The sequence below is a fragment of the Streptomyces sp. NBC_00872 genome, assembly GCF_045161915.1.
Lineage (GTDB): Bacteria > Actinomycetota > Actinomycetes > Streptomycetales > Streptomycetaceae > Streptomyces.
The window spans coordinates 8,697,051-8,713,464 of record NZ_CP108806.1; the positions used below are offsets into that span (position 1 = coordinate 8,697,051).

Annotated in this window: 5 protein-coding genes and 2 pseudogenes; 3 read left to right on the top strand and 4 right to left on the bottom strand. The window is 72.5% G+C overall.

Annotated elements, in window-relative coordinates:
* Window positions 1-41: 41 nt before the first annotated feature.
* Window positions 42-6,335 (top strand): annotated as a pseudogene (locus OG214_RS36825) (type I polyketide synthase); the annotation flags it as partial.
* A 174-nt stretch (window positions 6,336-6,509) separates the two neighbouring features.
* The gene (locus OG214_RS36830; protein WP_363086037.1) at window positions 6,510-7,694 is read left to right on the top strand and encodes a cytochrome P450; all 1,185 of its coding nucleotides are present in this window, start codon (window positions 6,510-6,512) and stop codon (window positions 7,692-7,694) included.
* 105 nt (window positions 7,695-7,799) lie between these two features.
* On the opposite strand, the gene OG214_RS36835 is transcribed toward OG214_RS36830, so the two are convergent.
* From OG214_RS36835 to OG214_RS36850, 4 genes are all read right to left on the bottom strand, one after another.
* Complete coding sequence (locus OG214_RS36835; RefSeq protein WP_363086241.1) at window positions 7,800-7,994, bottom strand: ferredoxin; 195 nt, start codon at window positions 7,992-7,994, stop codon at window positions 7,800-7,802.
* Between the two features lie 2 nt (window positions 7,995-7,996).
* Window positions 7,997-9,187 carry a cytochrome P450 gene (locus OG214_RS36840; protein ID WP_363086239.1) on the bottom strand — a complete coding sequence of 397 codons (1,191 nt, stop codon included), beginning with the start codon at window positions 9,185-9,187 and terminating at the stop codon, window positions 7,997-7,999.
* Window positions 9,188-9,372: 185 nt separating this feature from the next.
* Complete coding sequence (locus OG214_RS36845) at window positions 9,373-10,431, bottom strand: DegT/DnrJ/EryC1/StrS family aminotransferase (RefSeq protein WP_405987249.1); 1,059 nt, start codon at window positions 10,429-10,431, stop codon at window positions 9,373-9,375.
* A 12-nt stretch (window positions 10,432-10,443) separates the two neighbouring features.
* Window positions 10,444-11,832 (bottom strand): glycosyltransferase, encoded by a 1,389-nt coding sequence (locus OG214_RS36850; protein ID WP_363084957.1) that lies wholly within the window; start codon window positions 11,830-11,832, stop codon window positions 10,444-10,446.
* Window positions 11,833-12,105: 273 nt separating this feature from the next.
* On the opposite strand from OG214_RS36850, the pseudogene OG214_RS36855 reads away from it, so the two are divergent.
* A pseudogene (locus OG214_RS36855) lies at window positions 12,106-16,413 on the top strand (type I polyketide synthase); the annotation flags it as partial.
* Between the last annotated feature and the right edge of the window lies 1 nt (window position 16,414).

The window sequence follows — 16,414 nt, forward strand, 5'->3', positions numbered from 1 at the left end:
CCCCCTTCGCACGCGAAACATCTGAGGAAGGTTCACGGACCATGCCGGACGAAAAGAAACTCGTCGATTACCTGAAGTGGGTCACGGCGGATCTGCACCAGACCCGTCAACGGCTCCAGGAAGCCGAATCCGGCCGCCACGAACCGGTGGCGATCGTCGGAATGGGATGCAGGTTCCCCGGCGGCGTCCGGTCCCCGGAGGACCTGTGGGAGCTGCTCGCCGCCGGCCGCAGCGCGATCTCCGGCTTCCCCGCCGACCGCGGCTGGGACCTGGAGACCCTCGCCGGTGACGGGGAGGGGCGCAGCGCCACCCAGGAGGGCGGCTTCCTGCACGAGGCACCGGACTTCGACCCCGGATTCTTCGGGATCTCTCCGCGCGAGGCGCTCGCCATGGACCCGCAGCAGCGGCTGCTCCTGGAGGTGTCCTGGGAGGCCGTCGAACGTACGGGCATCGACCCCACCACGCTGCGCGGCAGCAGGACCGGTGTGTTCGTCGGCACCAACGCCCAGGACTACGCCCATCTGGTCCTCGCCTCCCGGGACGACATGGGCGGCTACGCGGGCAACGGCCTCGCAGCGAGCGTCCTGTCGGGCCGGCTGTCCTTCGTCCTGGGGCTCGAAGGGCCCGCCGTCACGCTCGACACCGCGTGCTCGTCGTCGCTGGTGACCCTCCATCTCGCCGCACAGGCCGTGCGGAACGGCGAGTGCTCGCTGGCGCTGGCCGGCGGTGTGACGGTGATGGCGACCTCGTCCAGCTTCGCCGGGTTCAGCGTCCAGGGCGGACTGGCCGCCGACGGCCGGTGCAAGGCGTTCTCCGACGCGGCCGACGGCACCGCCTGGTCCGAGGGCGTCGGGATGCTGGTGGTCGAGCGGCTCTCGGACGCCCGGCGTGAAGGACACCCCGTGCTCGCCGTGCTGCGGGGCAGCGCCGTCAACCAGGACGGCGCGTCGAACGGTCTGAGCGCGCCCAACGGCCCCTCGCAGCAGCGGGTCATCCGCCAGGCCCTGGCCGGCGCCGGACTCTCCCCGGCCGATGTGGACGCGGTCGAGGCGCACGGCACGGGGACCACCCTGGGTGATCCGATCGAGGCGGGGGCGCTGCTCGCCACCTACGGCCAGGACCGTGATCCGCGGTTCCCCCTCCGGCTCGGCACCATCAAGTCGAACATCGGTCACACGCAGGCCGCCGCCGGTGTCGCGGGGGTGATGAAGATGGTGCTGGCGCTCCGCCACGGTGTGCTGCCGGAGACCCTCCATGTGGACGCGCCCTCCTCGCACGTGGACTGGTCGGCCGGAGACGTACGGCTGCTGACGAAGGCGGTGGAGTGGCCCGGGGGCGACCGGGTGCGCAGGGCCGGTGTGTCGTCGTTCGGGATCAGCGGCACCAACGCGCATGTGATCCTCGAACAGGCTCCACCGGTGGAGACGGGGACCCCGGAGACCGGGGCGCCCGCGCAGGGCGGTCCCGGGCAGGGCGGTCCCGCGCAGGACGGTCCCGGGCCGGCGCCCGCCCTGGTGCCGACGGCCGTACCGTGGCCCGTCTCGGCCAGAAGCGCCGCCGCGCTCGACGCGCAGCTCGACCGGATCCGTTCCTTCGCCGGCGCTCCGGCGGCCCCCGGTCCGCTCGACATCGGATACGCGCTCGCCACGACCCGCTCCGCCTTCGAGCACCGCGCGGTGCTGCTGGCCCACGGCGACGGCGAGCCTCCGGTGGAGGCGGCCCGCGGGGTCACCGGCAAGGGCGCGCTGGCCGTGCTGTTCTCCGGCCAGGGATCGCAGCGGCTCGGCATGGGGCGGGAGTTGTACGCGCGCTTCCCCGTCTTCGCCGAGGCGCTGGACTCCGTACTGGCCGAGCTGGACCGGGAGTTGGACCGTCCGCTGCGCGAGGTGATGTGGGGTGAGGACGCCGCGTCGCTGAACGACACCGGTTTCACCCAGCCCGCGCTGTTCGCCGTCGAGGTGGCGCTCTTCCGGCTGGTCGGCTCCTGGGGCGTCAGGCCGGACTTCCTGGCCGGGCACTCCATCGGCGAGATCACGGCCGCGTACGCGGCGGGGGTGTTCTCGCTCCCCGACGCCTGCCGGCTGGTCGCCGCGCGGGCCCGGCTGATGCGCGCCCTTCCGGCCGGCGGCGCGATGGCGGCGGTACGGGCCACCGAGGACGAGATCGTCCCGCTGCTGACGGAACGGGTCTCGATCGCGGCCGTCAACGGCCCGGACGCGGTGGTCGTCTCCGGCGCCGGGGACGCGGTGGACGAGATCGTGGAACGGCTCGCGGCCCAGGGCCGCAGGACGACCCGGCTCCCGGTGAGCCACGCGTTCCACTCGCCGCTGATGGAACCGATGCTCGACGAGTTCCGCGCCGTGGTGGCCGGGCTGGACTTCCGGCGGCCCGCCGTACCGGTCGTCTCGAATCTGACCGGCGAGCCCGCCTCGGCGGCCGAACTCGCCTCCCCCGCCTACTGGGTCCGGCATGTCCGCGAGGCCGTACGGTTCGGCGACGGGGTAAGGACGCTGACCGGGCGCGGGGTGCGGACCTTTCTGGAGCTGGGCCCGGACGGGGTGCTCTCCGCGCTCGTACCGGACTCGACCGAGGATCCTGAGATCACCGCGATTCCCGTGCTGCGCAAGGACCTGCCCGAGGAGACCACGGCTCTCACCGCCCTCGCCGGGCTCCATGTCCGGGGTGTCCCGGTCGACTGGGCGGAACTCTTCTCCGGGACGGGCGCGCGCCGGGTGGAGCTGCCGACGTACGCGTTCCAGCGCGAGCGGTTCTGGCCCACGGTCAGGGCGGTCCCCGGCGATGCCTCCGGACTGGGTCTGGTCTCCGCCGGGCATCCGCTGCTCGGCGCCGCCGTGACGATCGCCGGGTCCGACGAGACCGTACTGACCGGCAGTCTCTCGGCGCGTTCGCACCCCTGGCTGGCCGACCACCGGATCGGGGGCCGGATCGTACTGCCGGGCACCGCCTTCGCCGAGCTGGCGATCAGGGCCGGCGACCGGTCGGGGCTGGACCGGGTGGCCGAACTGACGCTCCTGGAACCGCTCGTGCTGCCCGAGCGCGGCGCGGTCACCACACAGGTACGGGTCGGCCCGGCCGACGACGCGGGACGCCGTACGGTGACCGTCCACTCCCGCCCCGCCGACCAGGAGGGCCAAGACGGCCAGGACGGTCAGGACGGCCGGGCCTGGACGATCCACGCGCGCGGTGTGCTCTCCCCGGCGGACCGGCCGGCCGAGGACAGCGGCCTCGGCACCGCCGAGTGGCCGCCGCGCGACGCGAAACCGGTCGAGCCCGCAGGACTGTACGAGCGGCTCACCGCCGCCGGACTCCACCACGGCCCCGTCTTCCAGGGCCTCACCGGTCTCTGGCGGCGCGAGGGCGAGGTGTTCGCGGAGGTGACGCTGCCCGCCGGGACCGAGGACACCGCCGCGTTCGGCATCCACCCGGCGCTGCTGGACGCGGCGCTCCTGGCCGTGGGCGCGCTCGACGCGGAGGGCGCGGCGCCCACCCCCCTTCCGCTCGCGTGGAACGGACTCACCCTGCACGCCGGGGCGGCCTCCGCCCTGCGCGTACGGATCACCCCGGCCGGCCAGGACACGGTGGCGCTGACCGCCGTCGACACGGCCGGTGCCCCGGTCCTCTCGGTGGACTCGCTGCTCCTCGGCCCGGTCTCCGGACAGCCGGAGCCCGCGCCCGCCGAGGGCGGTGGCGACCCCGGCTCGCTGTTCACCCTCGGCTGGGTGCCCGCCGCCGGCGCGGCGCCCGTCACCGGTACCCGCTGGGCGGTCGTCGGCGCCGACGAACTCGACCTGGGGTACGCGATGCACCGCGCCGACGAGACCGTCAGCGCCTACGCGGAGTCCCTGACCGGCGCGATCGGCGACAGCGGGGTCGCGCCCGATGTCTTTCTGGTACCTGTGGTCGGCGACCCCGCGCTCGACGGACCCGGGTCGGTGCGCGCCCTGACCTCCTGGGTGCTGGGCCTGCTCCAGGAATGGCTCGGCGAACCCCGGCTCGCGGGCTCGCGGATGGTCTTCGTCACGCGCGGGGCCGTCGCCCTCGACGGCGAGGACGTCCAGGATCTCGCCGCCGCCGCGGTCTGGGGTCTCGTACGGTCCGCGCAGACGGAGAACCCCGGCAGCTTCCTGCTGGTCGACATGGACGACACCTTCCTGTCGGCCGGGGTGCTGCCCGGAGTGCTCTCCCTCGACGAGCAGCAGATGGTGGTACGCGCCAACACCGTCCGCGTCGGGCGGCTGACCCGGCTCCCCGGGAGCGAGGCGCCGCCCTCGGCCGAGGGCGCGGCGAGTGCCCCGGACCGTGCCTGGAACCGGGACGGCACCGTGCTGATCACGGGCGGTACGGGCGGTCTCGGCGGACAGCTCGCCCGGCATCTCGTCGCCGAGCACGGCGTACGGCATCTGCTGCTGGCCGGCCGGCGCGGTCCCGACGCGCCCGGCGCTGCGGAGCTGCTGGCCGACCTGGCCGGGCTGGGCGCCGAGGCCCGCGTGGTCGCCTGCGACGTGGGGGACCGGGCGGCGGTCGCCGCGCTGCTCGCGGCCGTGCCCGCCGAGCGTCCGCTGACCGCGGTGGTGCACACCGCGGGTGTGCTGGACGACGCGCTGACCGGCTCCCTCACCCCGGAGCTGCTGGAGCGGGTCCTGCGGCCCAAGGCGGACGCCGCCTGGTATCTGCACGAGGCCACCCGTGAGCTGGATCTCGCCGCGTTCGTGCTGTACTCGTCCGTCTCCGGGGTGCTGGGCAGCCCGGGGCAGGGCAACTACGCCGCCGCCAACGCCTATCTGGACGCCCTCGCCCAGCACCGAGGGAGCCTGGGACTGCCCGCGCTCTCCCTCGCGTGGGGCGCCTGGGGCCGGGGCAGCGGAATGACCAGCCATGTCAGCGAGGCCGATCTGGCCCGGATGGCCCGCGGCGGAATGCCTCCCCTCGCCCTCGCGCAGGGCCTGGCCCTCTTCGACGCCGCCCTCGCCCGCTCCGAGACCACCCTCGTCCCGGCCAGGATCAATGTCGCGGGCCTCCAGGCCCAGCAGGGGCTGCCCGCGCTCTGGCGCGAGCTGGTTCCCCGTACCCGGCGCGCTGCGGCGGCCGGCGACCGGTCGCCCGTCAGCCTGCGCGAGCGGCTGCGGCGGCTGGGAGCGGCCGAGCAGGAGAACCTGCTCGTCGAGCTGGTGACCGGCTACACCGCGGCGCTGCTCGGCCACCGGGACGCGAGCGGCGTCGACCCCGAACGGGGCTTCCTGGAACTGGGCTTCGACTCGCTGGTCTCCGTGGGGCTGCGCAACCAGCTCGCCGAGGCGCTCGGACTGCGGCTGCCCAGCTCGGTGGTGTTCGACAACGAGACACCCGTCAAGCTCGCCCGGTGGCTGCACGGCGAGCTCGCCGCGCGGCTCGCCCCGGGCTCCGGCCCCGGTACGGCCACGGACATGGGCGCGGGTTCCGTGAGCGGTGGCGGCTCCGCCGTCACGGGGCGCCCGGTCCACCACGGCGAGGAGACGCTGGAGGGCCTCTTCCACCGGGCGGTCCAGGGCGGAAAGCTCGTCGAGGCGATGCGGATGCTGGTCGCGGTCGCCAGGACCCGGCCGACCTTCGAGACCCCCGCCGATCTGGAGGAGCTGTCCCTCCCCGTCACCCTGGCCGACGGCCCGAGCAGCCCCCGGCTGGTCTTCGTCAGCGCGCCCGGCGCCACCGGGGGTGTCCACCAGTACGCGCGTATCGCCGCCCACTTCCGCGGCAGGCGCCATGTCTCCGCGCTGCCGCTCATGGGGTTCGCGCCCGGGGAACCGCTGCCCGCGACCAGCGAGGCCGCGGCGCGGGTGGTCGCCGAGAGCGCCCTGCACGCCAGTGACGGCGAACCCTTCGTCCTGGTGGGGCACTCGACGGGCGGTTCGCTCGCCTATCTCGCCGCCGGGGTGCTGGAGCAGACCTGGGGGATCAAGCCCGAGGCCGTCGTGCTGCTGGACACCGCGAGCATCCGCTACCGCCAGGGCGAGGGCAACGACCTGGACAGGACCACCCAGTACTACCTGGCCGACATCGACTCGCCGTCGGTCACGCTGAACAGCGCGAGGCTCTCCGCGATGGCCCACTGGTTCATGGCGATGACCGACATCGAGACGGTGCCGACCACCGCCCCGACGCTGCTGGTCCGGTGCACCCGGTCCTTCGACGGATTCCTCTTCGACACCACGTCGGTGCCCGCGGACGAGATCCGCGACATCGACGCCAACCATCTCTCCCTCGCCAAGGAACACTCCGCGTCGACCGCGCTGGTGATCGAGGAGTGGCTCGGCACCCTTCCGGCCACCGGCGCCTGATCCCCCGTCCGGCCGGACACGACCCGGCCGGTGTCCGGCCCGTCGTACCGGGAAGGCGCCGGGACGGCCCCGTACCGTCGGACACCGGCGGGGGCCGCCCCGGCTGCCGTGGCCCGCCCCGGACGGGGCCCGCACGGCGCGCACACAGGCACCCACCGTTCCCAGGAGAACCACATGACCACATCGTCCGAACCGCCCTCGCTCCAGGCCGGGCAGCAGTCCGTCCTGCGGCTGAGCCCCCTGCTGCGCGACCTCCAGGCCAGTGCCCCCGTGCGCAAGGTGCGTACCCCCGCCGGCGACGAGGGGTGGCTGGTGACACGGCACGCCGAGCTCAAGGAGCTGCTCCACGACGAGCGGCTGGGACGCGCCCACCCCACGCCCGCCTCCGCGCCGCGCTATGTGCGGAACCCTTTCCTCGACATGCTCGTCTCGGACGACTTCGAGCTGGCGCGGAAGCTGCACACCGAGACGCGCGCGCTGCTCACCCCCAACTTCTCCGCCCGGCGCGTGCTCGATCTGATGCCGAAGGTCGAGGCCGTCGCGGAAGGCGTACTGACGGCCTTCCTCGCACAGGGGCCGCCCGCCGATCTGCACGGCGGGTTCTCGCTGCCGTTCTCCCTGGCCGTCCTCTGCGAACTCATCGGGGTGCCCGCGGAGGACCACGGCCGGCTGGTCGCCCTGCTCTCCCAGATGGGCGGTCTCGACGACCCGGGCGACGTCCAGGACGGACAGCGCGGTCTCTTCGGCTATCTGGTGGAGCTGGCCGGCCGCAAGCGGGCCGAGCCGGGTGACGACGTGATCTCCCGGCTCTGCGCGAGCGAGCCCTCGGACGAGCGCATCGGGCCCGTCGCGGCCGGGGTGCTGTTCGCCGGACTTGAGGCCGTCGCCGGCCATGTCGACCTGGGAGTCGTGCTGTTCACCCTCCACCCCGACCAGCGCGACGCGGCACTGGGCGACCCGAAGCTGATGGCGAGCGCCGTGGAGGAGATCCTCCGCTCGGCCAAGGCCGGAGGATCGGTACTGCCCCGGTACGCGGGCGAGGACGTCGAGATCGGCGGTGTGACCATAGCCGCCGGTGATCTCGTGCTGCTGGACTTCACCCTGTCCAACTTCGACCGTCAGGTCTTCGACGAACCGGAACTGTTCGACATCACCCGCTCGCCCAACCCGCATCTGACGTTCGGCCACGGGATGTGGCACTGCATCGGCGCCCCGCTGGCCCGGATGCAGCTCAGGACGGCGTACACCCTGCTCTTCACACGACTGCCCGGACTGCGTCTCGCGCTCCCGGTGGAGCGGCTCCAGGTGCTGGGCGGCCGGCTCTCCGCGGGCCTCACCGAGCTGCCGGTCGTCTGGTAGAGCGCCATGGAAGGCCCGCCGCACGGACAGGGCGGCGCCCAACGGGCTCTGCCCCCACCACCGGTGGGGGCAGAGCCCGTTGGGCGTCCTGGGACGGCCGGCCGCTCAGCCCTCCCGTACCGTGATCGCCTGCGACGGGCAGACCACGCCCGCCTGCCGCGCGGCGTCCCGCGCCGGTTCGTCCGCCGGCTCCTCCAGCACCATGACGATGCCGTGGTCGTCCTGGTCGAAGACCTCGGGAGCCGACAGCACACACTGTCCCGCCCCCACACAGCGTTCGGTGTCCACGCTGATGCGCACCATCATTCCTCCGTCGATGACCAGCGGACGGGCAGCTCGTGCAGCCCGAACAGCACTCCGTCGTACTTGAGCGGCAGTTCCTCGACCGGCACCGCCAGCTCCAGCGCGGGAATCCGCGCGAACAGGGTCCGGTAGGCGATGTCCATCTCGACCCGGACCAGATTCTGGCCGAGGCACTGATGCACCCCGTACCCGAACGCCACATGTGAGCGTGCCGAGCGCCCGGGGTCGAACTCGTCGGGACGGTCGAAGACGGTCCCGTCGTGATTGGCCGCGGCGACCAGCGGCACGATGCCCTCGCCCGCCCTGATGAGCTGCCCGCCGATCTCCACATCCTCCACGGCGACCCGGAAGGCCACCAGATCGGCCACCGAGTAGTAGCGCAGCAGCTCCTCCACCGCGCGCTCGTCGCCGATCCACCGGGGGTTGCTGAGCAGTGTGACCACACCGAGCCCGATGTTGTTCGCCGTCGTCTCATGGCCCGCGATCAGCAGCAGCATCGAGACCCCGGTCAGCTCCTGCCGGGAGATGGTGCCGTCGGCCAGCAGCCTGCTGATCAGATCGTCGCCGGGGCGCCGCAGCTTGACGGTGATCAGCCGGTCGAGATAGCGCATCAGCGCCTTGGTCGCCGACTCCCGCTGCTCGTCCGTGGAGGTGAGGGTGACCAGCACCCGGGTCTTGGTCTCGAAGAAGTCCCGGTCCGCGTGGGGCACTCCGAGCAGATCGGAGATGACCAGCGACGGTACGGACAGCGCGAAGTCCGCGATCAGATCGGCCGAGTCGCCCGCCGCGAGCAGCGCGTCGATACGTTCGTCCACGATCCGCTGGATGGCGGGCCGCATCTCCCTGATCCGGCGCACGGTGAACTCGGGGATCAGCGTCCTGCGGAACCGGCCGTGCTCCGGCGGGTCCAGCGCCACGAACCAGCCGGGCACCTGGTCCTGCGAGGGCACCCCGCCGGTCTTCGCCGCCCGGGGGAAGCCCGGATGCGAGGGGTTGGAGCTGATCCTCGGATCGGTCAGCACGGTCCGTACGTCGTCGTGCCGCGTCACCAGCCAGACCGGGACACCGCTGGGCAGCGTCGACCGGACCAGACCGTCGGCGCGCCGGAAGTCCGCGTACTCCCGTGGCGGGAAGGGCCGGCCGGGCCGCCGCAGCGGAAAGGCGACCGGGCACCTGTCGGTAGTCGTCATGTCTCGGATTCCCCTGGGGATCGGAACATCCGGAGCCGTAGCTTCCGGTGTCGTACGGAGAGGAGCGCCGCCGGTTCTCCCGCGGGGCCTCTGTGGCGTCGGAGCGGGGGGGCTCACGCGGCCCCGGTACGCCGGGCTCACGCGGCCCCGGTACGCCGGGCTCGCACGGCCCCTGTACGCCGGGCTCACGCGGCGCCGTAGAACTTGCGGACCCGGCCGGTGATGAACTCCTGGTCCTCCTCGGTCAGTCCCGTATGGGTGGGGAGGTAGAAGCCGTCCTCGCTGAACCGGCTGGCGTTCAGCGACGGCCAGTCGGCGTCGTAGTAGCCGGGCTGCCGGCTCATCGGCTTGAAGAACACCCGTGTCTCGATGCCCTCGGCCGCGAGGAAGTCCCGCAGCTCCTCACGGCGTTCGGCGCGCACGTCGTACATCCACAGCACATCGCGCGGCGGCATCGTGGTGATCCCGTCGATGCCCCGCAGACCCTCGTCGTAGCGCCGTTCGATCTCCCGGCGGGTCGCCAGGATCGTGTCGAGCCGCTCCGTCTGCGCCAGCGCCACCGCCGCCTGCATGCTGGTCATCCGGAAGTTGTAGGCCAGCTTCTTGTGCAGGAAGCTGTGGTCCTTGGTGAAGGCCATCGCGCGCAGATGGGCCATCTGCTCGGCGAGCCGGCCGTCGTCCGTCAGACAGACACCGCCCTCACCGGCGGTGATGATCTTGTTGGCGAAGAGCGAGAAGCAGGCGATGTCCCCGACCGGCCGCACACCGTGCGCCTCGGCCGAGTCCTCCACCACCCGCAGGTTGTACTCATGGGCGAGTTCCATGATCCGGTCCATGTCGCACCGGCGCCCGTAGATGTGCACCGGCAGGATCACCTTGGTCCGCCGGGTGATCTTCTCCTCGATCAGCGAGACATCGATGTTGAGATCGTCCCCGCAGTCCACGAAGACGGGCGTCGCGCCCGTATAGGTCACCGCCCAGGCGCTCGCGATCATCGTGAACTCGGGGACGATCACCTCGTCGCCCGGACCGACCCCGAGCGCCCGCAGCGCCAGGGTGAGCGCCGTCGTCCCCGAGGAGCAGGCGACACCGTGCGCCACCCCGTTGTACCGGGCGAACTCCTCCTCGAAGCGGCGTACATACGGTCCCTGCGACGAGATCCAGCCGTCGCCGACGGCCTCCGTCACATACTCGAGTTCCCGCCCGCCGAGCCAGGGCCTGGAAACCGGATGGGTGAATGACATGGAAGACCCCGATCAGTGGGTGGCGAGTGCCGGCAGGCCGAGCAGCAGATCCGCCGCGGCGCGCCGGCCGCCCGCCGCGCGCAGAAGCTCTCCGAAGTGCTCCGCGCGCTCACGGAACGAGTTCTCGTCCAGCACGCGGGTGAGTTTGTCGAACACGTCGTCCGGATCGACGGTCTCCGGACGGTCGAGGGTGAGGCTCACGCCGAAGTCCTGGCCGCGGACGGCCTGGTCGTCGCAGTCCACCCACAGGGGCCGCACCACCAGCGGCTTGCCGAAGTACAGGCCCTCGTGGTAGCCGTTGCCGCCGGCGTGGGTGAAGAACACCTTGACGTTCGGATGGGCCAGGACGTCGAGCTGTGAGGGAACCCAGCTCTCGATCCGCAGATTGTCCGGCAGGGTCTCCGGCGCGGGCAGCAACTCCTGCTGCTCCTTGGGGAGTTTCCACAGCACGGAGTGGCGTCCCGCCAGCCGCCTGGTGACCTCCACCAGCGCGCCGACCTGCTCCCGCGTCAGCCGGGTGATCGTACCGAACCCCATGTACACCACGGACCTCTGCGCCGACAGCCAGTCGGAGAGGCCGTCGTCGTCGGGAGCCTGCGGCAGCGGCGGCACCATCGTGCCGACCAGCCGCATCTTCTCCGGCATGGGGAAGGGATAGTCCAGCTCCGGCACCGAGTAGCAGAGCACCGCCTCGGCGTGGTCGATCCTGGCCATCATCTGCCGCGCCTCGGGCGCGATCCCCAGCTCGGCGCGGATCCGGTCGTCCTCCGCGACCACCTTCCGCATCGAGGACGTCATGAACATCCCCAGCGTGCGCAGCCGGAAGAGCTGATTGGCCACCCGCTGGGTGAGGCTCATGTCCAGCGGCAGACCCGAGTGCGGCACCGGGAAACCACGCGGTGTGTACGAGGTGGCGAACGGCACATGCGAGGTGAGTACGTTGCTGGGCACGAACGGCACCCCCAGCACGAACGGGATCTTCTTGGTGATGGCCAGTTCATGGCCGAACTGGCACATGCTCTCGATCACCATCAGCGCCGGCTTGATCTCGTCGACCGCCGCCTCCAGCCGCCGGTACTTCGCCACCCGGGACCCGGGCGCGAACGAGTGCCTGATGACCGCGCGGTGCGCCTTGAACCGGGAGCGCTGCGTCACCTCCTGGTATGTCCTGTCGTCCCAGGTGACGGCCGACATCTCGGAGACGACGTCACCGAGTGACGCGAACTCCACGGGAGTTCCCGCTTTGGCCGCCGCGATATCGTCGCGCCCCTTCTCATCGGTGGCGAACCACAGATCCTCCACCCCGCGCCGGGACAATTCCTCCGCCAGCACGAGCAGCGGATTGAGAAGACCGCTTTCGGCATAGCTGACAAACAGGATCGGCCGGCGGATCGAGCCCATGGACAACACCCTTCGGAAGTGGCGGTCCGATGGCTCGGCGCCACATCTACCCACACGGCCGGTCGCCGGGTGGCCGCGCCGCGATCGGGCGGGACAGTTACTTGGTCTCACACCAGGCTCCGGAGAATCCCTAGTCTTCCGCGCGGGGGCCGGGAATTCCTTAGGGAAAAGTACAGCTCCGCCAACCGTACGATCCGGCACGGAGAGGTGTCCGAGGCCCGACTTTCCCTAGGGGTGTGCAACGTCATGACGATCGGAGCCGATATCGGAACCGACGAGGACCCGGTCGTGGTCGTCGGGATGGCATGCCGTTATCCGGGCGGGGTCCGTTCCCCGGAGGAGCTGTGGGAACTGGTCCTGGAGGGCCGGGACGCGATTTCCGCCTTCCCCGCGGACCGCGGCTGGGACCTGGCGGCGCTGGCCGGTGAGGGACCCGGCCGCAGCGTGACCCGCCAGGGCGGATTCCTGCACGGGGCCGCCGACTTCGACGCCGGATTCTTCGGTATGTCACCACGCGAGGCGGTCTCCACCGACCCGCAGCAGCGGCTGGTGCTGGAGGTGTCCTGGGAGGCGGTGGAGCGGGCCGGGATCGATCCGCACGCGCTGCGCGGCAGCCGCACCGGCGTGTTCGTCGGCACCAACGGCCAGGACTACGCCGCCGTCACCCAGCGCTCGGCGGACGATCTGGCGGGCCACGCCATGACCGGTCTCTCACCGAGCGTCGCCTCGGGACGGCTCGCCTACACCCTCGGTCTCGAAGGACCGGCGGTCACCGTCGACACCGCGTCCTCCTCCTCACTGGTGGCCCTGCACTGGGCCGCGCGTTCGCTGCGCGCGGGGGAGTGCGCGATGGCACTGGCGGGCGGAGTGACCGTGATGTCCACCCCGGCCGGCTTCGTCGGCTACTCCCGGCAGGGCGGTCTCGCGCCCGACGGCCGGTGCAAGGCGTTCTCCGACGACGCGGACGGCACCGCCTGGGCCGAGGGCGTCGGCATCGTCGTCCTGGAACGGCTCTCCGACGCCCGGCGCGCGGGGCACGGGATCCTCGCGGTGGTACGCGGCTCCGCCGTCAACCAGGACGGCGCCTCCAACGGACTGACCTCGCCCAGCGGCCCGGCCCAGGAGCGGGTGATCGGCCAGGCGCTGGCCGACGCCGGACTCGCCCCGGCCGATGTCGACGCGGTCGAGGCGCACGGCACCGGTACGAGACTGGGCGACCCCATCGAGGCGCAGGCGCTGCTCGCCGCCTACGGCCGGGACCGTGCCCCCGGGCGACCGCTGCGGCTGGGCTCGCTCAAGTCGAACATCGGGCACGCCCAGGCGGCGGCCGGGGTCGCGGGTGTCATCAAGATGGTGATGGCCCTGCGCCACGGACTGCTGCCGAAGACCCTCCATGCCGGCCGGCGCACCTCGCGGGTGGACTGGTCGGGCGGGGTGGAACTGCTGACCGAAGCGGTCCCGTGGACCGACGACGGCCGTCCACGGCGCGCGGGCGTGTCGTCCTTCGGGATCAGCGGTACCAACGCGCATCTGATCATCGAGCAGGCCCCGGCTCCCGTACCGGCTTCGGGATCGGCTCCCGTACCGGCCTCCGGACCGGCTCCCGTACGGGCTTCCGGATCGGCTCGGGCAACGGCCTCCGTACCGGCTGCCGTACCCGACTCTTGCGCTGCCCCATCCGGTGTGACGCCCGCCGTGGTGCCCTGGCTCGTCTCGGCCAGGACCGAAGCCGCCCTGGACGACCAGCTCGCACGCCTCACGGACTTCGTGGCCGCCCGCCCCGGGCCCGCCCCGCTGGACATCGGCTACTCGCTGGCGACCGGCAGGGCCGCGCTGCGCCATCGGGCGGTGCTGCTCGCGGACCGGCGGGGCGGTGTCACCGGCACGGCCCGCGCGGTCGCCGGAGAAGGCACCACGGCGGTGCTCTTCCCGGGCCAGGGCAGCCAGCGCGTCGGCATGGGACGAGGACTGTACGAGCGGTTCCCGGTCTTCGCGGCCGCGCTGGACACCCTGCTCTGTGAACTGGACCCCCATCTCGACGGTCCGCTCCGCGACATCATGTGGGGTGACGATCCGGAGCCGCTGAACCGTACCCGCTGGACCCAGCCCGCGCTCTTCGCCGTCGAAGTGGCGCTCTACCGTCTGATGGAATCGCTGGGCGTGCGCCCCGCCGTTGTGGGCGGCCACTCCATCGGGGAGATCGCGGCGGCCCATGTGGCGGGCGTCTTCTCGTCCGCCGACGCCTGCCGGCTGGTCGCGGCGCGCGCGAGGCTGATGGAGGCGCTGCCCGCCGGTGGCGCGATGGTCGCCGTACAGGCCGCTGAGGACGAGCTCCCGCCGCTGCTCGCCGGGCGCGAGGACCGGGTCTCCGTCGCCGCCGTCAACGGACCCGAGTCCGTCGTGATCGCCGGGGAGGAGCGCGCGGTCCAGGAGATCGCCGCGCACTTCGCGGCCCGCGAGCGCAGGACGAAGCGGCTGCCGGTGTCGCACGCCTTCCACTCCCCGCTGATGGATCCGATGCTCGGGGAGTTCCGCTCCGTCGTGGAGTCACTGACCTTCCACGAGCCCACCGTGCCGGTGATGTCGAACCTCACCGGGGAACTGGCCACCGGCCGGCCCGGCACCCCCGAGTCCGGCCGTCTGGGCACCGCCGAGTCCGGCCGCCTCGGCACAGCCGAGTACTGGGTACGGCATGTCCGGGGGACCGTCCGGTTCGCGGACGGCGTCCGGGCGCTGCGCGCCGAGAACGTGGACGTCCTGCTGGAACTGGGCCCCGGCGGCGTGCTCTCCGCGATGGCCCAGGACTGCCTGGGCGAGGCCGCCCGGGATCTGACCGTCGTACCGGCCCTGAGGAAGGACCGTACGGAGGAGGCCGCGCTCATCACCTCGCTGGGCCGGCTGCACACGGCCGGTGTGCCGCTCGACTGGCACGCCTTCTTCGCGGGGACCGGCGCCCGCAGGGTCGATCTGCCGACCTACGCCTTCCAGCACGAGCGCTACTGGCCCGCCCCGCCGCCCGACGCGGCGGGCACCCGGGGCGGCGCGGACGCCACCGGACATCCGCTGCTGGGCGGCACGCTCGAACTCGCCGACGGGGACGGCCTGGTGTTCACCGGCACGCTCTCCACCCGTACCCACCCGTGGCTCGCCCAGCACGCCGTCGCCGGACGGATCCCGCTGCCGGGAACGGCCTTCGTGGAGCTGGCGATCCGCGCGGGCGACGAGGCCGGCTGCGACCGGATCCAGGAACTGACCCTCACGGAACCGCTCGTACTGCCCGAGCACGCTCCGGTGCGGGTGCAGGTACGCCTCTCCCGGGCCGACGGGATCGGCTGGCGCACCGTCACGGTCCACTCCAGGCCCGAGGGCGCCGGCCAGGGGCCCTGGACCGAGCACGCGACCGGTGTGCTGACCCCGGGCGGGCACGGCGCCGGGCCCGAGGCGGACGCGGAGCCCGACGCGGAGGCCGAGCCGGAGGCCAAGACGGCCGCGGCGGCCGTCAGGGACCACTGGCCGCCGGAGGGCGCGGAACCGGTGGACCTCGACGACCACTACGAGCGTCTCGCCGACCAAGGCTTCGACTACGGCCCGCCCTTCCAGGGGCTACGGGCCCTGTGGCGGCGCGGCGACGAGCGGTACGCCGAGGCCGTCCTGCCCGCCGAGGTGACCGACGCGGAGGCGTACGGGCTCCATCCCGCCCTGCTGGACGCGGCCCGCCACGCCGCGATGACCGACGGCGCGGGAAGCCTGCCGGTCCGCTGGCGAGGCGTGTCCCTGCGCGCTTCCGGAGCCACCGCACTGCGGATCCGGCTGCTCCCCGGAGACGACGGCGCGATGGCGCTGAGGGCCGACGACTTCTCGGGAGCCCCGGTGCTCGACGTCGAGGAACTGCGCGTACGGCCGCTCTCGCCGGAGGAGACGGCCGCCGTACCGGGGCGCGCCGCACCGGGGCGGAGCCAGGAGTCCCCCGGCCGGTCGCGGACACCGGTGCCCGCCCCGAGGACCGTACGGCCGCCGGCGGCCAGGCCGGACGCCGCCGCACACGGCGGACCACCCACGCTGATCAGGCGGCTGGCGGAGATGCCCGAGGCCGGGCGGGCCCGGTATCTGCTCGAACTCGTACGGACCGAAGCCGCCGCGGTCCTCGGCCACAGCGCCCCCGACGCGGTCGGCGCCCACCATGTCTTCAAGGAGATGGGCTTCGACTCACTGGCCGGGGTCGAACTCCGCGACCGGCTCGGCGCGCTCACCGGCCGGAGCTTCCCCAGCACGCTCGTCTTCAACTTCCCCACACCGGTACGGGTCGCCGACCATCTCGCGGCGGTCCTCACCGCGCCCGCCACCGCCGCGACGGGTTCGGCGGACGACGAACTCACCAGGTTCGAGTCGGTCATCCGATCGGTGCCTGCGGACGGTTCCGAACGCCAGGTGATCGCGGATCGCCTGGAGAAAATCATCTCCGCGCTACGGCGCACCACGCCCTTCACACCCGCGCGTACGGGTGGGCCGGGTGAGGACATCGAGACGGTGTCGGTCGACAGGCTGCTCGACATCATCGATGAAGAGTTCGAAACCACATAGA